Annotated in this window: 14 protein-coding genes; 11 read left to right on the top strand and 3 right to left on the bottom strand. The window is 48.0% G+C overall.

Annotated features, from left to right (window positions below; all coding sequences use genetic code 11):
• The first annotated feature begins 78 nt into the window (after positions 1-78).
• The 6 genes from IEX62_RS06115 to IEX62_RS06090 all read left to right on the top strand — a co-directional run bounded on the left by IEX62_RS06115 (position 79) and on the right by IEX62_RS06090 (position 8,354).
• On the top strand, positions 79-1,008 hold the full coding sequence (locus IEX62_RS06115) for a carbohydrate ABC transporter permease (RefSeq protein ID WP_188774510.1): 930 nt from the start codon (positions 79-81) through the stop codon (positions 1,006-1,008).
• Entirely contained in the window at positions 1,001-1,825 is an 825-nt protein-coding gene (locus IEX62_RS06110) for a carbohydrate ABC transporter permease (RefSeq protein WP_188774509.1), read from the top strand. Before IEX62_RS06115 ends, IEX62_RS06110 begins: the two co-directional genes overlap by 8 nt.
• 513 nt (positions 1,826-2,338) lie before the next feature.
• Positions 2,339-5,431: a beta-galactosidase, LacZ type gene (gene lacZ / locus IEX62_RS06105; protein ID WP_188774508.1), complete on the top strand. Its 3,093-nt coding sequence runs from the start codon at positions 2,339-2,341 to the stop codon at positions 5,429-5,431.
• Positions 5,432-5,707: 276 nt separating this feature from the next.
• Positions 5,708-6,316, top strand: a complete 609-nt coding sequence (locus tag IEX62_RS06100) for an esterase/lipase family protein (RefSeq protein ID WP_229685635.1) — start codon at positions 5,708-5,710, stop codon at positions 6,314-6,316.
• A gap of 145 nt (positions 6,317-6,461) precedes the next feature.
• Positions 6,462-7,271: a helix-turn-helix transcriptional regulator gene (locus IEX62_RS06095; RefSeq protein WP_188774507.1), complete on the top strand. Its 810-nt coding sequence runs from the start codon at positions 6,462-6,464 to the stop codon at positions 7,269-7,271.
• A gap of 84 nt (positions 7,272-7,355) precedes the next feature.
• Positions 7,356-8,354 (top strand): proline dehydrogenase family protein, encoded by a 999-nt coding sequence (locus tag IEX62_RS06090; protein WP_188774506.1) that lies wholly within the window; start codon positions 7,356-7,358, stop codon positions 8,352-8,354.
• Positions 8,355-8,505: 151 nt separating this feature from the next.
• Here IEX62_RS06090 and IEX62_RS06085 read toward each other — a convergent pair whose 3' ends face one another.
• The gene (locus IEX62_RS06085) at positions 8,506-9,837 is read right to left on the bottom strand and encodes an alkaline phosphatase (protein WP_188774505.1); all 1,332 of its coding nucleotides are present in this window, start codon (positions 9,835-9,837) and stop codon (positions 8,506-8,508) included.
• A 231-nt stretch (positions 9,838-10,068) separates the two neighbouring features.
• On the opposite strand from IEX62_RS06085, the gene IEX62_RS06080 reads away from it, so the two are divergent.
• Together IEX62_RS06080 and IEX62_RS06075 are read left to right on the top strand one after the other, a co-directional pair.
• A complete protein-coding gene (locus tag IEX62_RS06080; protein WP_188774504.1) occupies positions 10,069-10,698 on the top strand; it encodes a VC0807 family protein in 630 nt (209 codons plus the stop codon).
• Between the two features lie 405 nt (positions 10,699-11,103).
• A complete protein-coding gene (locus IEX62_RS06075) occupies positions 11,104-14,658 on the top strand; it encodes a DEAD/DEAH box helicase (protein WP_188774503.1) in 3,555 nt (1,184 codons plus the stop codon).
• 10 nt (positions 14,659-14,668) lie between these two features.
• Here the strand turns inward: IEX62_RS06075 and IEX62_RS06070 are convergent, their stop codons facing one another.
• Complete coding sequence (locus IEX62_RS06070) at positions 14,669-15,787, bottom strand: HD-GYP domain-containing protein (protein ID WP_308422630.1); 1,119 nt, start codon at positions 15,785-15,787, stop codon at positions 14,669-14,671.
• Positions 15,788-16,710: 923 nt separating this feature from the next.
• On the opposite strand from IEX62_RS06070, the gene IEX62_RS06065 reads away from it, so the two are divergent.
• The gene (locus IEX62_RS06065) at positions 16,711-17,025 is read left to right on the top strand and encodes a cupin domain-containing protein (RefSeq protein WP_229685633.1); all 315 of its coding nucleotides are present in this window, start codon (positions 16,711-16,713) and stop codon (positions 17,023-17,025) included.
• 75 nt (positions 17,026-17,100) lie between these two features.
• Complete coding sequence (locus IEX62_RS06060; protein ID WP_188774502.1) at positions 17,101-17,244, top strand: hypothetical protein; 144 nt, start codon at positions 17,101-17,103, stop codon at positions 17,242-17,244.
• A gap of 84 nt (positions 17,245-17,328) precedes the next feature.
• Here IEX62_RS06060 and IEX62_RS06055 read toward each other — a convergent pair whose 3' ends face one another.
• A complete protein-coding gene (locus tag IEX62_RS06055; RefSeq protein ID WP_188774501.1) occupies positions 17,329-17,667 on the bottom strand; it encodes an MGMT family protein in 339 nt (112 codons plus the stop codon).
• Positions 17,668-18,045: 378 nt separating this feature from the next.
• Between IEX62_RS06055 and IEX62_RS06050 the strand changes: the two genes are divergently transcribed.
• A complete protein-coding gene (locus tag IEX62_RS06050) occupies positions 18,046-19,551 on the top strand; it encodes a methyl-accepting chemotaxis protein (protein ID WP_373289097.1) in 1,506 nt (501 codons plus the stop codon).
• The last annotated feature ends 193 nt before the right edge of the window (positions 19,552-19,744 follow it).

Genomic DNA, 19,744 nt, shown 5'->3' with positions numbered 1-19,744 from the left:
TACCTGAAATGTGTACGTCGCAGGCTAAGCATATAAAAACAAATAAGCAAACCGGCGATACGAGGGAGATGAGACGATATGAAAACCGCTGAACCCGCATTGAACCAGAGTCAAAAAGCAACACGCTCACGCATGGGCAACCGTATGAAAGAAAGCATTACCGGCTGGGTATTCGTTGGAATCGCAGCACTGTTAATCTGTATTTTCTTCTTCTATCCTATGATCCAGGCGCTGATCCTGTCCTTCCAGACAGGTAAAGGCATGAACTTGAAATTTAATGGCCTTGATAACTACACACGACTGTTCATCGACACGACCTTTATCATGGCTGTCAAAAATACATTCATCTACCTGCTGTTCCAGGTACCGCTGATGGTCGTACTGGCACTATTTATCTCGGTACTGCTGAATGACCGCAATTTGAAATTCAAAGGCTTTTTCCGGACAGCGATCTTCCTGCCATGTATCACTTCCCTGGTTGCTTACTCCGTTGTATTCAAATACCTGTTCGCACCAGACGGTCTGGTTAACGGTATGCTGCTGGGTCTGCACGTGATCGGTACACCAATTCAGTGGATCACCGATCCATTCTGGGCAAAAATCACGATCATTATCGCCATCACATGGCGCTGGACAGGCTACAACATGATCTTCTATCTGTCTGGTTTGCAAAATATCGATAGCTCTATCTACGAAGCAGCACGTATCGACGGCGCTTCGGCAGTTCGTCAATTTTTCAGCATTACTGTACCACTGCTCAAGCCAATCATTCTGTTCACATCGATCACATCGACGATCGGTACACTGCAATTGTTCGATGAGGTTGTGAACATTACGAAGGGCGGACCGGGTAACGCAACGACGACAATCTCGCAATACATCTACAACCTGTCGTTCAAATACTCACCGGACTTCGGTTATGCGGCAACGGTATCGTACTCGATCGTAATTATGGTTATCATTCTTTCCTTCATCCAGTTCAAAGTGGCAGGTGAGCGTAATGGCTAAGACGAAAATAACATTCACATATTTATTCCTTATTGTCGCAGCATTCGTCTCGATCTTCCCGTTCTTCTGGATGATCGTTAGTGCGACGAACCTTTCGGTAGACGTTACACAGGGTCGCCTGCTCCCAGGCGCTCATCTGATGGACAATCTGGCGAAGCTGACCAGCTCCGTCGATATTTGGACAGCGATGGCGAATTCAGCCAAAATCGCGGTATCTACAACGCTACTGGCGCTGCTGATCGCTTCACTAGCAGGCTATGGCTTTGAAATCTATCGTAGTAAAGCAAAAGATATCGTATTTAACATCCTGTTGCTGTCGATGATGATTCCATTTGCAGCACTGATGGTTCCGTTGTACCGTATGTTTGGTAAAATCACTAACTTTATTTCCTTTATCGGTATCGATACGCCGGCAGCGGTCGTTATTCCAACGATGACAACGGCGTTCCTGATCTTCTTCTTCCGTCAAAGTACAAAGATGTTTCCAAAGGATCTGCTGGAAGCAGGGCGTATGGATGGACTGAGTGAGCTGGGCCTGTTCTTCCGTATTTATATGCCTACGATGAAAACAACGTATGCAGCAGCTGCGATCATCACGTTCATGGCAAGCTGGAACAACTACCTGTGGCCGCTCGTTGTTTTGCAAACACCAGAGAATCAAACGATTCCACTGCTCATTTCCAATCTGGGCTCCGGTTATGCACCTGACTATGGCGTCATCATGCTGGCGATCGTGATCTCTACACTGCCAACAGCGCTTGTGTTCTTCCTGATGCAGAAGCACTTTGTTGCAGGTATGGTCGGTTCGGTCAAATAATAGCTGTACACTGGATTTCAGTAAGAAGTGCTGCGGAAGATGGCCAGCTCCGGCGCGTCTTTGCAGCACTTTTTATTTGCCATTGTAGGTTGGGGCAGCATCCACTGCGGGAAGGAATAAGGGGACGGGCTCGGGTGGAGCCGCGGGAATCTACGGAGTAGGAGTGGAATGTAGATTCCCGTGCTCAAAAGGAGTCCTTTCCCCTTATTTCCTTCCCTCCGTTCCTTGCTACTCGCATACTACGAATGGGCAGTGGCCTGTTGAGGGCGCGAAACAAAGATATAAGAATATGGAAGTTAGTTATTTGCTATTTTATTATGTTAAAAAGATATAGGTAATCGGAATATAATAATAAGAGAGTTTACGGTATGTGTGGTGTGGGAGGGTTTGTGGATGGAAAGTGGCGGGCTTGGCTTCATGTTAAGGTAGTGAGGTGAAGACCGAAAAACGCTTTGCTGACGCAGATTAGACACAGGCATGTATTGCATTCAAAGTGAAATGGAGTGAATGGATATGAGCAAGACGCAAGCAGAAGTGGTAGAACAACGGGTAACAACACCTTCGCTGGAGTGGCTGACGGATACGAGTGTATTTGCAGTCAATCGACTGAAAGCTTATTCAGATCACAAATACTATGCGACAGCAGAGCAAGCGGAGCAACGCGGTGCGCTGGACTGGCGTCATAGTCTGAATGGTACGTGGAAGTTCAACTATGCAGTGAATCCAGCAAGCCGTCCGCAGAACTTTTACGAGAATGGCTTTGCTTGTGCGGGCTGGGGCGAGATTCTGGTGCCAGGTCATATCCAGACACAGGGCTATGGACAGATGCAATATGTGAATACGATGTATCCATGGGATGGCGTGGAGAATCTGCGTCCACCATTCATTTCCGAGGATAACAATCCGGTCGGTAGCTATGTGAAGAGCTTTATCGTGCCGGAGAAGCTGGCTGGTGGCCCGGTCTATATTTCCTTTCAGGGCGTGGAATCAGCATTTTATGTGTGGCTGAACGGCAAGTTCGTGGGCTACAGTGAAGACAGCTTTACGCCATCTGACTTTGACCTGACTCCTTACATACAGGAAGGAGAAAACCGTCTTGCGGTTGAGGTGTATCAGCGCAGTACAGGGGCATGGCTGGAGGATCAGGATTTCTGGCGCTTCTCCGGTATTTTCCGCGATGTGTATCTGTATACGGTGCCGGAAGTGCATGTGCGTGATCTACATGTGAACGCAGGTCTGGACGATAGCTATACAACTGGACAGCTGAATGTGAAGCTGACACTGGAAAAAGGACAGCCAGCAGATGGTCGTGCGGTGCTGGAATTAAAAGCAGCCGACGGTGAAACGGTCGCTTCAGGCGAGGTATCGTTTGCGGCTGGCAAGGATGGAGCAACAGCAAGCTTTGAAGCGACTGTAGCGAATGCATCCACATGGAGTGCAGAAGATCCATACCTGTATACGCTGTACATTTCCGTCTATAATGCAGCTGGTGAGCTGACCGAAGTGATTCCGCAGCCAGTCGGCTTCCGCCGTTTTGAAATGATTAATAAGATCATGTGCATCAACGGCAAGCGTATCGTTTTCAAGGGTGTGAACCGTCACGAGTTCAACTGCCGTACCGGACGTACTGTAACTGAAGAGGATATGCTGTGGGATATTCGTACGATCAAGCAGAACAATATGAATGCGGTGCGTACGTCTCACTATCCGAACCAGACACGCTGGTATGAGCTATGTGATGAGTACGGAATTTATCTGATCGACGAGATGAATCTGGAAACACACGGCTCCTGGCAGAAGCTAGGCGCGGTTGAGCCATCCTGGAACATCCCTGGCGATTTGCCAGAATGGCAGGATATCGTTATGGATCGTGCAATCTCGATGGTAGAGCGTGATAAGAACCACCCATCTATCCTGATCTGGTCATGTGGTAATGAATCGTATGCAGGTCAGGTGATCCTGAACGTAGCGAACTATTTCCGTGAAGCCGACCCGACTCGTCTGGTGCATTATGAGGGTGTATTCTATCGTCGTGAATTTAACGATTCGAGCGATATGGAGAGTCGCATGTATGCGAAGCCTCAGGATATTGAGGAATATTTGAACAATGATCCACAAAAGCCGTACATTAGCTGCGAATATATGCACGCGATGGGGAACTCGGTTGGTGGTATGCATAAGTATACAGAACTGGAAAATAAATATGAGCTGTATCAAGGTGGCTTTATCTGGGATTACATCGACCAGGCGGTCATGAAGAAAAATCGCTATGGCGATGAGTACCTGGCATATGGTGGCGACTATGATGATCGTGCAACCGATTATGGTTTCTGTACAGATGGTATCGTGTACGCCGATCGCAAAGTATCTCCAAAAATGCAGGAGGTCAAATTCCTGTATCAAAATATTAAGCTGACTCCAGATCAAAACGGTGTAACGATCCGCAATGAGAATCTGTTTGTCGGTACAGAAGCCTATGATCTGCAATACCGTGTCTACCGCGAAGGTGTGCTTGTCCATGAGCAAACACTGGCAGTCGATGTACCCGCAGGTACAGAGCGTCATATCGAGGTAGCATTACCACAGGCAGCAACTGAAGCAGGCGAGTATGCGATTCATGCAGCACTGGTGCTGAAGGAAGCAACGCTGTGGGCAGAGGCAGGCTACGAGGTATCCTTTGGCGAGCATGTATTCATCGTTGAAGGCGAAGCAGCAGCTCCTCAAGCATTCGTAACAGGCGAGCTTCGCATTGCAGAGGGCGATGTGAACGTGGGTGTACATGGCGAGCACTTTAGCATCATGTTCTCCCGTGCAGTAGGTAGCCTGACGTCCCTGCGCTACAGTGGTCGTGAGTACATCTCTGCACCTCCAGCGCCGCAATTCTGGCGCGCCACAACAGACAACGACCGTGGTGCAGGACAGAACTTCACATCGGCAAGCTGGCTGGCTGCTAGTCTGGCACGCCGCTGCACGAAGATGGAGCTGGACAAAGCAGCTGATCACGTAACGGTAACGTTTGAGTACGCATTTAGCATCCATGCGGATGTGAAAATGACAACCGTGTATACGGTACACAATGATGGTCGTCTGCATGTGAAATCAAGCTATAGCGGTGTGGCAGGTCTGCCAAATGTACCAACGGTAGCGCTCTCGTTCAAAATCCCAGCAGAGTGCCATCATCTGGACTGGTATGCGATGGGACCAGAAGAAAACTATATCGACCGTGCCTTTGGTGCGCGACTCGGTACATTCAGCAATGATGTAGCCGACAATGTATCGGGCTATGTGGTACCACAGGAATTTGGTAATCGTACTGGCGTACGTCGTGTGGAGATTACAGATGATGGGCAGCGTGGACTGCGGATCACATCTCCGGCAACGGCTCCAGTCGAGTGCAGCATCCTGCCATACACGGCGCTGGAGCTGGAAAGTGCGGCACATCTGTATGAGCTGCCACCGGTACACTATACCGTCGTGACGGTAGCAGGCAAGCAAATGGGTGTTGGCGGTGACGATAGCTGGGGCGCTCCGGTACATGATGAGTATCAGATCCCATCGGAAACCGACATCACATTCGAGTTTACGATCACGCCTGTACAGCCGTAATTATTCTTATGTCAAAAATGTCATAATATAAGCTTTTACAATAACGAATCCTCGTTGCGCCTAAGGTGTGCAACGAGGATTTTTGTGATAATGTATGTAATTATTTTACATTTTAAGTAAGGTTATTATATAGTAAATGAGCAAGATAATTCCTAAATGATTAGTGAGGTGAAATGAGAATCAAGGGAATAAGCTTCATGTCGTCCAGGTAACTGAAATGTCGCTGAGGTACATAGGATCATCACAAACATAATCATGAAAAAAGGAGAATACATAATGATGAAACGAATCTTTTCCCTGCGTCTGGCTGCATGTATGGTATTGTTGTTCGCACTGGTAGGTGCCACTGGAGCGGTGAAGCCTGCTCAGGCAGCAACGACCCATACACCGATTATTTTCGTACACGGTCTGGGTGGCTCGGCAAGTAACTTTACCTTTATCGAGAGCTTCCTGGCTCGTCAGGGCTGGTCTTCTAACGAAATGTATGCGATCGATCTGCCAACGAAAAATGGCGTACAGACATTAAACGCTGCCGCGATCCGTAATCTGGTGGACGATGTACTGGCACGTACAGGTAGCACTAAGGTTAACATTGTGGCGCATAGCATGGGCGGTGCGAACAGCCTGTACTACATCCTGAACTATGGTGGTGCAAGCAAAGTCGATAAGCTGATCACGCTGGGTGGTGCGAATCGCCTGACTACAAACAGTGCGCCTGCGGGCGTGAATGTTACATCGATCTACTCGATCAATGATCAGGTCGTAAGCAACTACCTGTCCAATCTGGACGGTGCGAACAATATTCGCATTTATGGCGTGATGCACATCGGACTGCTGGCAAACTCCACAGTGAACGGTCATATTTTGGACGCGTTGCAGCAATAATACGATGATGCTGAGATGAATTTAGAATCATGAATGTAAGAGAATAGAAAAGGATCGAGCAGGCAATGATTGCCTCGTTCGATCCTTTTTTTCTATACTGGGAGGAAGACGTTAGGTAACGGAAACAGGGAAAGGAGCAGAAGCCATGACGGATGTAACTTTTTATCGCCATCCAGCGCTTCCTTTTGTGGAAGGCAAGCGTTGTCGTGCGGATGAGCTGGCGTATCATCGGCATTTTCACGAGGAGTACTCGGTCGGATGGATTCATAGCGGGCATACGAATGCTTGGTGTGATGGCAAGCTGTGGGAGGTGGAGCAGGGACGGATGATCACCTTCCCACCGGAGATGCTCCATGCCTGCCATCCGCAGCAGGGACTGGCATGGAGCTATGATATGCTGTTTATCGATCCAGCATGGCTACAGGGGCTGGAGCAGCGTGAATTACAGCAGATTCACATTCCATATTTGCTATCCGAGCGTAAAAATGCAGCCTGCACCTTGCAGATGGAGCAGACGATGCAGGCGCTAATACATGGACGAGAGCCACTGGAAACGGAAACCGCGCTGGTCTCGCTGGTACAGCTGTTGACAGGTGCAGAAGATGGTGACCAGGAGCATCAGTTTACCCTACAGACAGATCGTAAATATGTCGGTATCGTACAGGAGTATTTGCAGGAGCATTTTCTGCGTCCGATACTGCTGGAGGAATTGGAACAGATCACCTCGATTAGCCGTTTTCATCTTATCCGCCTGTTCAAGCAGTGGCAGCATCTTCCCCCACATGCGTATCAGAATTTACTGCGCATCAACTATGCTAAAAATGAACTTCATCTCCAGCGTCCGATCGTGGAGGTCGCGGCAGAGGCAGGCTTCTATGATCAGAGTCATTTTACACGCATGTTTCGGCGAGTGGTGGGCGTTACCCCGCGTCAATATCGAGTATCGGTGATGTAACAGGCTGCAAGCGTAGAATAGCAATTTTGTACAATATTTTCTTTTCCTGCTCCGGTAATGTGTACGGAAAGGGAGGAATGAATAATGAAAAATACAATAAACCGTGAGCAGCAGTTAGCTATCGATGCCGCGACTGCGCTGAAGGCGATTGCACGTCGACCCGATATTAAAATGCAGGTGGAGCATCAGCCGCAGCTGTATGCTTTACTACAGCGTGCAGCCGCCCGCTATGTGACCGGAGAACAGCGCGCAAACGCATTAGAAGTCGCCGAGCTTCTACATGGTGAAGGCTATGCAGTATCGCTGGAATATATCGGTGAAAATACAGTCTCAAGAGCAGATTGTCAGCAAGCCGCAGCAGAGCTAATGGGTGTGCTCACTGATCTGGGCGAGCAGGGGATCGGTGGACGTGTATCGTTCGATCTATCGCACATCGGGCTGCTTGTAGATAACGAGCTGGCTCTCCAGCATGTGCTGCAATTGGGCGAGCTATCGCAGATGTACGGGATTGAGCTGTTTATTAGTATGGAGGAATCGGCCAAGACCGCTGCGATTTTGGCTATTTATCGTCAAGCGGTGGCGCTGTATCCGTTGATCGGAATTACGCTACAGGCACATTTGCACCGTACATGGGAGGATGCGAGTCGCTTGCTCGCGCAGGATATTCGTGTTCGATTCGTTAAAGGTGCCTACGAGGAACCGGATACACTTGCCTTATCACGCTCGGCTGAGTTGGATGATCGTTATGTGCAGCTATTTGAACTGGCAGTAGAGCGTGGTTGTCGGATTTCGTTAGCTACCTACGATGAGTTGCTAATCGATCGCCTACTTCTCTATTCATGGGAGGGTGCCGCATCGGTTGAACTGGAGCTGCTCTATGGCATTCGTCCAGAGCTAGCTGTACAGCTACGAGAGCAGAGCTATCCGGTACGCGTGTATCTGACGTATGGACAGGAATGGTATCTGTACCTGTGCCACCGGATTGCTGAATATCCGCCCAATCTATATCAGGCGCTGATCGATGTGGTTGGTGGACAGGAGCAAGCGCCTGTGATGCAGTATCGCTTGATGAAGCCGCATTAATCAAAAGATTTGATGAACGGTGCATTGCGTGCTACAGGTGAGCGTATTTACACAGGTAACAGTATTAGATAAAAAGACACGGATCTGCTGCGTACAGCATCCGTGTCTTTTACATCGTTCTCTTTATGGTTTGATATCAAGTAAAAGCGTGTTATTTCAGCTTCAACAGCTTCACAAGCTTGTCGTGGATCGCTGTGTTCTGGTAGTTGCCGACGAATTGCTCGGAGCCTGGACCCATTGCTGTCAGTGCTACATCCACCGCGCTATGTCCTTCAGTTGTCCAGTCGATGAAAAATTGCTCCTCTGAGCCAGCTACAGTGAATGGGCCATCTTCTTTGGACAGACCATCGCCAGATTCATCCTCATCATCCGGGCCTTCGATGACCATGCCGCCTGTTTCGTGGTCAGCCGTAACAAGTACAAGTGTGTCAGGATGCTTTTTCGCATAATCCTTTGCTACTTTTACCGCCTTGTCCAGCTGCTGTCCTGCCTTGATTGTCAGCTCTGCATTGTTGTCATGCGCCATTTCATCTGTGCCTTCCTCTTCAACGAGCAGGAAGAAGCCTTTTTTGTTCTGAGACAGCACGTCCAGTGCTTTGGTTGTCATATCAGGCAGGGATACGATTGGGTTGTACTGGTTACCCACCTCGTTATGTGCCTGGAACATTTCCTCATTGGCGAACAGACCGAGCAGCTTGCCGTTTTTCGCTGCTTTTAGCTCGGAATCGTTCGTTACATAGTTATAGCCCAGCTGCTTCGCGCGCTCTACCAGATTGCCCTGTGTGCCTTTGCTGGCTTCAGTTGGATCTTCTGCGGGTGCATCAGGATGGGAGCCAGCTGTTCCTTTTGGATACCAGAAGTCCTCGCCACCACCGAGCAGTACGTCAATTTTGCTGTTTTCGATATATTGCTTGGCGATATCGCTCTGTGCCGAACGGTTCTCCACATGCGCGCCAAAGGCTGCGCCTGTCGCATCGGTCACCTGACTGGTTGTGACTACCCCTGTGGACATGCCTGCTTTTTTAGCAAGCTCCATAATCGTTGTCACAGGCTTTTTGTTCGGATCGACGCCGATAGCGCCGTTGTAGGATTTTACACCCGTTGCGATCGCAGTCGCTGCGGCAGCGGAATCCGTTACGAGATGATCGCTGGAGCTAGTGCGCACCAGTCCTGTCACAGGCATATTGTCCATTTCCAGTGTGCCGTTTTTGCCTACGGTTGCATAACGAATCGCATTACGGCTCGCTTCACCCATCCCGTCGCCGATGAATAGCACGACATTTTTAGGAGTAACCCCGTTTTTGGCAGGTGTCGTTGTTGGCGTTTTTGCAGGTGCAGCGGCCTGAGTCTTTGCCGGAGGCATAGTTTTTGTGCCAGCCGCCCATGCCGAATGGGCATCCAGCGAGCCTGTCAGTAATGGCAGACCCAGTACAGCAGCAGTACTTGCAGCAACAACTGCTTTTTTAAATGAAGATGGTTTCATAAGTAAAAATTCCTCCTGTATGTATCATATGATGTATTGATCATATATTCGTATCATTATATAAGTATTATTATTTTGTAAATTACATATAAAATAACTTAAAAATGGGATATCTATCTAGAACACACATCTCCACCTACAGGTTGAGCTGGAATCCATCTAGCGGTAGATTCAGCAATGTTCGAATTATTTTAAGATGAATGTACCAACCTCGAACAGGAGCTGACAATCATGTCAACATTACTCAAAAGCCGTAAAATTCTATTCAACCTCATTATCAATGGATTGATCCCGTGGCTAGGATATGTATGGCTTGCGCCACATATCGGAAGTGTACTGGCATTGTCCATCGTCATGATGATTCCGCTGATCGATAATCTGATCCACCTGGCACGTCACCGCAAGATGGACGTATTCAATGGATTGATGCTGGCGGGCTTTGTGCTTAGTCTCGTTATGGTGCTGATGGGTGGCAGTGAGAAGCTGCTCCTGATGCGTGAATCGCTTGTTACCGTTGTGATCGGATTGGCCTTTCTCGGTTCGTTACTGCTGAAGCGTCCACTGATCTATCATATGGCGAGTCGCTTTAGTAAAGGTGTAGATCCTGAGCGTAACTGGGAGTATCCATATTTCCGTCAGGTGATGCGTCGTCTAACCTTGCTGTGGGGCGTTGCACTGGTAGTTGAAGCAGGCTTGAAGCTAATGCTGATCAATGTACTGAGCACCTCGCAGATGCTGGCAATCTCGTCTCCACTATTTTATGCAGTGATCGGGTTAGCCATTGTAGGTACGATTGTGTATAAGCGCCGTGCAGGTGTGCATATGAAGCAGCTCAAGCAACATCGTGAACAGTTTGCTTAAAGAAAGCGCCAAGGGATATGTATAGTCATACGGAGCCTTTGATTTGGATACGAATCGCTGTAGCAGCTGTATCAATAGTAATGAATAGTGGGCATCAAACTACAAATGATAGCTAAAATAATCATAAAATGACGATAGCGCGATCCTAGCTTGTCCCTAACTACATCCCTTATCACCAACCCTTTGCGAATCATGCAAAGGGTTTTGTTTTGGCTGTCGCTGACACTATGGCATAATAAAACGTACAATAAATAATGACCATAAAATAACGATCATGCCAACAGGTTACAGCGATCATACAGATAAGCTATTTGTCCAAAGGAGTGTACTTATGTCTAACAACTCGATGATCCTTTCAATCATCTCAATGATATGTCCGGTAGCTCTCTCTATACGGAGCGGACGATGAGTTATTCTATTCAGACGCAGTCCATTCAGCGCTTATGTGGATCAACGTCTTATCATAAAGGAATGACGATGTATCGTGCAGGTAAGGTAGGCTTCACACGCTATGATGATGAGTCTGGTGAGTATGAAGCCGTCGTGCAGAGCAGACGAGGGGAAGTGGAGCATGTACAGATTCGTGTGAGCGAGGAGCAGCAGATTCAAGCTTCTTGCTCCTGTCCGTCGCTCGCTTCGTATCGTTATCATTGCCAGCATATTGCAGCAGTGCTGATCTATATCCATGAATGTGAGCAGCGTGGAGAGCCACCCCTGCTCATCGCGCCCACTGCCGCAGTGTCACCACAGGGGAGTAGGTCGCAGCGAAATACAGCAGATGCTACATCCAGGCAGCAATATGCTTCTTCTAGTAAGGCTACGGATAGAACGTCAAAATCGCATTCATCCGCCGATGAAGTTACCACCTATCCAGCGTCACATGCTGAGCAAGACCGATATGCCCAGGAGGAGCAGCTAACGAATGAGCTGCTGCATCTGTTCACCGAAGCGCCGCGCCGTGCTGCGGTTCGCCGTCGCTATCTGGAAACGCGTGACGCACTTGCACTGGATGTGATCTGCCATCCGCTCGCCTCGGGTAACGGGCAATATCGAATCGGGATCGAGCTGCGTATGGGGTTGACACGGACATTTATCGTCCGTCATATTCGGCGGTTGCTGGACAGTATTCGTAGGGGAGAGAGCTATCATGTAACAGCCCGATTTGCGTATGATCCTGAGCTGCATAGCTTTGCCGCAGGGGATGATCGTGTGCTACGTCAGTTAATCCAGATCGCAGAGGACGAGCTACCTGCGGAGTCGGCAGCGACGCGTAATCAGCCTGGACGACAGGGTGAGCGAATGCTGTCCGTGCCGGTATCGCACTGGTCGACGCTAGTATCCGCACTTCGTCAATGTCGCTCCGTCTATGTGGCACAGCAGGACGGAAAGGAGCTACCGATCATCTGGTCATCGAATATGCTACCGCTTCAATTTGAGCTGGATCAGTCGGAATTGCCTTCGCTTTCGTTAAAATCAGACAGCAAGCTGCACGAACAGCATTATGTACTGCGTGTGCAGGGCTTGCAGCCCTTAATTGTACTGGAGGCGTATGAGGCGGTGCTGAACGGTGCAGAGCTGGTCGAGCTGGATGGCGAGCTATGTCGAAGGCTGGGAGGCTTACAGCGCCTGCTTCGGCAGACCGCACTGTTAGAGGACGAGCAGCAGCTTCATGTATCTGCTACACAGCTCGAGCCATTTGTCCGTCAGGTGGTGCCTGAGCTGATGAAGCTGGGCAATGTGCATCTGACACGCTCGGTTTCCAATCGAGTGACGCAGACGCCGTTACAGGCAAGATTGTATCTGGATCGGGTTCGTGACCGACTGCTCGCTGGATTGGAGTTTCAATATGGTAGTCTGATCATCAATCCGCTGGAGCTAGAGCAGGAAGGGCAGGATGAGGATCGGATCGTGCTACGCGATGGTGAACGAGAAGCGCAGATTTTGCAGTTGATGGAGGAAGCTGATTTTACGGTGACCGAGGGTGGTTACTTTTTAACCGATGAGGATGCGGAATATACGTTTTTGTATCATATCGTGCCTCGTCTGGAGAAGCTACTACAGGTGTATGCGACCTCGATTGTGAAGGCGATGCTGCAAAATCCATTATCTCCGCCCAAGCTAACCGTGAAGACCGATCAGCGGCATGATTGGCTGGAAATTCGGTTTGCACTGGATGGAATTCCGGAATCGGAAATTTTACAGGTACTAGCATCATTACAGGAGCAGAGGCGGTATCATCGTCTGCCAAGCGGCGCCTTTCTCCCGCTGGAGGATCAGGCGTTTCGGCAGATTGCTGACTTTATTCGTCGTACAGGCATGGCAGCGCCCGGTACAGGCACACAGGACGAGCAGGAAGGCGTATTATTTCGCTTGCCTGTGCTGTATGGCTTAGAACAGCTGGATCGCCGTGATGAAAATGAAGCGATTCGCTTTGATCGCTCCCTGCGGCGCTTGTTAGAAAGTATGGAGCAGCCTGAACGTCAGCATGAGGCGGTGCCTGCTACACTCGACTCAGTGCTACGCGATTATCAGCATGAAGGCTATCAATGGATGCGTACGCTCGCTCGGTATGGATTTGGTGGGATTCTCGCAGATGATATGGGACTCGGTAAGACGCTGCAAAGTATTGCCTTTATCGTCTCTATGCAGAGCGAGCTTCGTCGTAGTGGCAGACCGGTGCTGGTCATCACGCCAGCCTCGCTGATGTATAACTGGCAATACGAGCTACAGCGCTTCGCACCAGAGCTGCGTGTACTGCTGGTCGATGGTAACAAGGCGGAGCGTACGGCACGCTGGCAACAGGTACTGGCACAGGAGCCAGACATGGAAGCGATGTCTATCTCTACCGAACAAGCGACATCCTCGGCGGCAAAAGAATCTATAGTACAGCCGATTGATGTGGTCATTACCTCGTATCCGCTGCTGCGACAGGATCGTGAGCTGGCGACAAGCCATGCCTACCATACCCTGATTCTGGATGAAGCGCAAAATGTCAAAAACGCGCTGACGCATGCCGCCAGAGCAGTAAAGGACATTCAAGCCAAGCATCGCTTCGCACTAACCGGTACACCGATTGAAAATTCACTGCAAGAGCTATGGTCGATTATGAGCATCGTGATGCCGGGTCTACTTGGTACGCGGCGTGAATTCAACGATCTGCTGCCAGATACGATTGCTCGCCGTGTGAGTCCGTTTATTTTGCGACGGATGAAGACAGACGTATTGCATGAGCTGCCGGATAAGCAGGAGATTACACTCGTATCCGAGCTATTACCGGAGCAAAAAGTGCTCTATGCTGCGTATCTCGCTCAATTACAGCAGGATGCCCTCAAGCATCTGTATGATCCCGATCAATCGGAGCAGAAGATTCGTATCTTTGCCGGGCTGACCCGTTTGCGCCAGCTCTGCTGTGATCCCGGCTTATTCGTTGAGGATTATGCTGGTGGCTCAGGTAAGCTGGAGCAGCTATTGGAGCTCGTACAGGATTATCGAGATTCAGGAAGACGAATGCTCGTCTTTTCTCAATTTACAGGCATGCTGAAGCGGATTGGAAAACAGCTACAGGAGCGTCATATTCCATTCTTTTATCTGGATGGTAGTACAGCGTCAGCCGAGCGTTTGGAGCTATGCAATCGATTCAATGCAGGGGAAAAGGAAGTGTTTCTCATTTCACTGAAGGCTGGAGGAACAGGACTGAATCTGACAGGTGCCGATACGGTCATTTTATATGATCTGTGGTGGAACCCGGCAGTGGAGGAGCAGGCGGCAGATCGTGCCTATCGCATGGGGCAACAGCGTAAGGTACAGGTGATTCGCTTAATTACACGGGGAACCGTAGAGGAGAAGGTATTGGAGCTTCAGCACAGCAAGCGTGAGCTGGTCAGCGAGATTATCCAGCCCGGTCAGGCGCAATTGTCGTCACTGACTGAGCAGGATATACGTGAGCTGTTACTGTTGTAATGGCATCTATTTAGACGGTGGGCGAAGGCATATGGGCGTTCATGCCTTCTACCGCTGTAATCATAACGGAATGGTGGGCGAGCAGATCCAGGTCAAATGGTGCTTGCAGACGTTCGCCTGCTTCATTAAATAGAATACGCACAATCGGTCGTTGTGGGATGGCGGTGTGAATATGCACAACCACGCCTTTGTAGCCATTGCTTAGTGTGACGGTTACACCAATCGGATAAATAGCAATCCGGCTTTTGAATACTTCCAGCATAGAGCGGTCATAGAGTGTGCCAGAGCCAGAATACAGCACATCCAGTGCCTGATGTGGCAGCATGGCAGCGCGGTATACACGACTGGTAGTCAGAGCATCATATGAATCGGCGATTCCGATCCATTTGGCATATTCGTGAATGTCGGGCTCGGTTAAACCGCGTGGATAACCGCTACCGTTCAGACGTTCATGGTGCTGATAGGCACAGTGAGCAGCTAGAAGCGGAATGCCCGGCTCATCTTTTAAAATTTTAAAGCCATATTCGGTGTGTAGCTTGATCGTGTTATATTCGTCATCTGTCAGGAGACCGGGCTTAAACAGAATCTCGTTCGGAATATGAGCTTTACCCACGTCATGTAGTAAGGAACCGATTCCGAGTACACGCAGTTCATCGACGGAGTAGCCATGAACCTTGCCAAGCAGGAGGGTGTAGATGCACACATTCAGAGAATGATGGTACAAATAGTGATCCTTCGTATGCATGCTCATCAGCATAACCATCACTTCGGGGTTGTCACTAAGCTCCATGAGGATAGAATCCACGATGCCTGTAAAGGTTTTGCCAATGATCGGGTAAGAGGACTTTTGGACACGTGGATCGGCAATACTGGAGAAATGTGTACGTATTTCCTTCAGCGCCTTGCGCTTAGTTTCGGCGGAGACAATATCATTAGCCGTGACATCATCCGTATCCTTATCCTGAATATAGACGTAGTCCAGCCCGTGATTATATAGTTTTCGGATGATTCCAGCGGATAACTCTGCGCCTTCTTTAAGCAGAATGACACCTTCGTCATTAAAGATTTTTCTGGCTAATCGCATTCCGGGTTGGAGCGAAGTAATCGGTAATAGCCTCAATGTGGTCACTTCCATCTGTTCAGGAATTATCACCGGTCAGCGTTGGGGTTGGATGCAGAAGTCGTCAACTAGCTGGCAAGATGATATGTATGGATGAGGACGATGCACTAGAATATATGGTGCTCTTTCTTAGATTAAAGAAGCAACGTATCGCGAATGTTCATCATAGTTACTATCTATATCGTCATCTAGCGTGTAATCTATAATGATTATAGGATGTATTTTTAAAATGCGATAGACTTATAACGCAAAGTTTGCTTTATAAGTAACAAATTTGCCTGTTAATATATCTTTAAGTTACTAAAATGTATAAATAAGGTGTAACACCCGGATTTGATTTCATGAACAGCATGATAAAGGTAGCATAATATGGGTTTTTATTCCTTTTAATGGAATAAAAACCGCTGGATAAAATGCATTTCCAACGTTTCTTGTAAACGATTTGGGAATGCATATTTTGTATATTTATACGATTGATCGTTCGTTTATTCATCTATCCTCCAGTCAATGCAAAAACTTCTCATCTTGATGCTTCATTCTTTAAAATACTCGCTTGTAAAAACCAAATAAAACCCAAATGGATATGAAATAATGTGACGATATTGTGTCAGGTATATGACAATGTGTGATATAAAATGCCTGAAAGCTTAATAATGTGACTATTTATCGTATTTAAAACGCTAAAAATCGACTTTTTATATGGATTCTAGTATAAAGTAACTATATAATCGTTTTATTTTTTGTGATTGAATACACTATATCTTTGTTTTCAAACATGTTACTATGGATATCAATCATTACTTCCAACTAAAAACCAACAAGTTAGCAGATGAGTTCAATAATAAGGACATGTTTCTCATAATTAAGTTACTTATTATGACTCTAACCTGACATTGAAGTTGATAAAATATGACGAAAAGGAGCTGTATGGGATGATTAATGCAAGCCTGAGTAATATTGGAATCTGGGAAATGGTAGAGCCGGGTATACGGCGCAAGGTATTTGAGCCAGGTCAAGCCATGATGATGATGGAGGTTCATTTTGAAGCAGGTTCCAAGAGTAGTGAGCATTCCCATCCTTATGAGCAGATGAGCTACTGCATGAAGGGACGCTTTGAGATTGCCATCAACGGACAGATGCATGAACTTAGCGCTGGTAAGGCACTTGTCATCCCCGCAGGTGTTCCTCATTCGATCAAAGCGCTGGCTCCAGGCATTCTGCTCGACTCCTATACACCTGCACGATAAGCGTGTATGCGTGAGAGATAGACTTGGATGTAGCGAGCATTCTTGTCCTTCGTCCGCCAACTTTGGAGGGCATACATGGAGATGAATGTTGATGTACATGAACGTTATAGCTGTATATTAAAGATCAGCCTTATCGTCCTACCGACGGGAACGATTGCTGATCTCACACCAAAAGCCTGCTCGATCCGCCGAGCAGGCTTTTTGTTATGCGATAGATAAGGGACATAAAAAGACAGAAAATACATATACAGAAACGACAATACACATATATAGAGAAAATAGTATAGAGAAAGCAGGATTGCCCTATTCCTCGTTACTCACTTCTTCTACTGACAGATCGGGCTCAAAGCGATACTGCTCCAATGGAATCCGTTGCTCCAGCGTGAACGTGATGCCTTCCTCCTCCAATCGAAGTCGCTGTTCCTCTGCCGAATCGGGATCACCCAGCGCAATCTCGCCGTGCTTGTTCACCACGCGATGCCAGGGCAGCTGCTGGGTAGTACTCATCGCATGTAAAATACGCACGACCTGTCGGGCTGCCCGTGGACTTCCTGCACTAGCTGCAATTTGTCCATACGTCATGATCTTACCGGGTGGAATCGAGTGAATGATCTGGACGACACGCTCGGTAAATGGCTGCATGATCTCACCTCCTGAACGGGTTCAATAAATAGGTTCCGCTAACAGCATAGTTTAGCTGTTTGATGCAGGATGACTAATAAATTGATGAATTCCCATCCTTTTCTATAAAAATATGTAAAATTTGAAGAAAAAATATCGTAAAATGTTTCATTTAGTCGAATAATAGGTAAAAAGACTCATAATTAATTGAGGATAAAGTACGAATATAGACTATAGTAATGACTAAATCACTATCTTAATACTACAACAACAATAGAGGATTGACGTGACAGAAGGATGTACTCGGTTAGGTCGGCTTCTATTATTTTACCAAGCGGAAGCTACAAAGTGTAACCTATCTAGCTCGACCGCCCAAAGGAGAGTATTCATACGATGTCCATTTTCGCTGCAAAACGCAATTTCACAGAGCTTCAAACCCTACTTCAGGCTGCAACACAGCTGGCAGAGCATCCTCAGCAATCTTCCGGAAAGCTGCAACTACAGAGTGATGATCCTACTCTACAAAATATTGTACACCAGCTCAATACAGCGATCGGTCAGATTCGTGAAGAAAAGGATTATCTGGCACTGCGTATGAATCTGGTAACGAAGGCAATTCATATCGGTCTCTGGGATATGGAGGTTGAAGCAGGCGATCCTGTCAATCCGAACAATGCGTTCACATGGACAGATGAATTCCGCGCGATGCTGGGCTATACCAATGAACAGGATTTCCCGAACGTGCTCGATAGCTGGGCATCCCGTCTCCACCCGGAGGACAAAGATTGGGTAATGCAGGCGCTGGGCGATCATTTGCTAGATCATAGCGGTAAAACGCCATACGACATTCAATACCGTCTACAACTGAAAACAGGTGAATATCGCTGGTTCCGCGCAACAGGTACGACGATCCGTGATGCGAAAGGCGTTCCACTTCGTATTGCGGGCGCACTACTGGATGTACACGAGCAGCGCAAGCGTGATCATGAGCTGACTGCACTGGCTACTCGTTACGATCTGATTAACAAGGCACTGGTCGAAGCACCGTGGGATATGATCGTAGAAGCAGGTGATCCGATCAATCCGAATAATGAATTTTGGTGGTCTACTCAGTTCCGTCAAACATTAGGCTTTCAGGATGAACGTGATTTTCCCAACATACTCAGTAGTTGGAGCGATCGCTTGCATCCAGAAGATAAAGAAATGGCATTAGACGCTTTTGCAGCGCACTTGAACGATCATACAGGACGCACACCATTTTCCATCGATTATCGTTTGCAGCTCAAAAGCGGTGAGTATCGCTGGTACCATGCTGGAGGCACCACTAACCGTGATGCGCAGGGATTGCCGCTACGTGTAGCAGGTACGATCCGTGATATTACGTTTGAGAAAAATAAAGATACCGTTGTGAGTGCTATGACCGTTCGAATGGAGCAATTATCCCAGTCGATCGCTGAGATGGCAACAGCGATTCAATCTGTAACCGGACAGGCTCAGGAACTTGCTGGTGCTCAGGAGCATTCTACTGAAGCAGCCAATCGCGCTAAAGTCAGTGCTGATGAAACGCAGAACATTTCCAACTTTATCCGTGAAATTGCCAATCAGACGAATATGCTGGGCTTAAATGCATCGATTGAGGCGGCAAGAGCAGGCGAGCTGGGACGCGGGTTCTCCGTCGTTGCAGACGAGGTACGTAAGCTGGCGATTAACAGCGCCGGAGCAACAGAGAATATCGAAAAAAGCTTGAGCGAGATGAAAGATCAGATTGAAACGATCCTGTTCCAAATTAGCAATATGACGGCACTCACCCAATCACAGGCCGCATTAACCGAACAATTAAATGCATCCATGGATGAGGTTAATCATATGGCACGCTCTATCGCAGACCTGGCACAGCAAATTTGAGGAGCTATGCTCTGAGATTCGTTGCTGCTTCATCTATACAGATTCAATGATAAGAATCATCCTTTTTATTTGCATGTTCACCATAAGCCCCGTCTGCCTTAGCATGGCGGGGAATTCTTCCATTTTCGTAGTCCGTAGCCCTACCGCATAACTACTATACATCACCGATCCCACTCTAATACCAATGACTTCT

It is taken from the genome of Paenibacillus hunanensis (assembly GCF_014645615.1).
GTDB classification, from domain to species: domain Bacteria; phylum Bacillota; class Bacilli; order Paenibacillales; family Paenibacillaceae; genus Saccharibacillus; species Saccharibacillus hunanensis.
The sequence above is the reverse complement of the archived record's forward strand: the minus strand, read 5'-3'. Positions and strand labels throughout refer to the sequence as shown.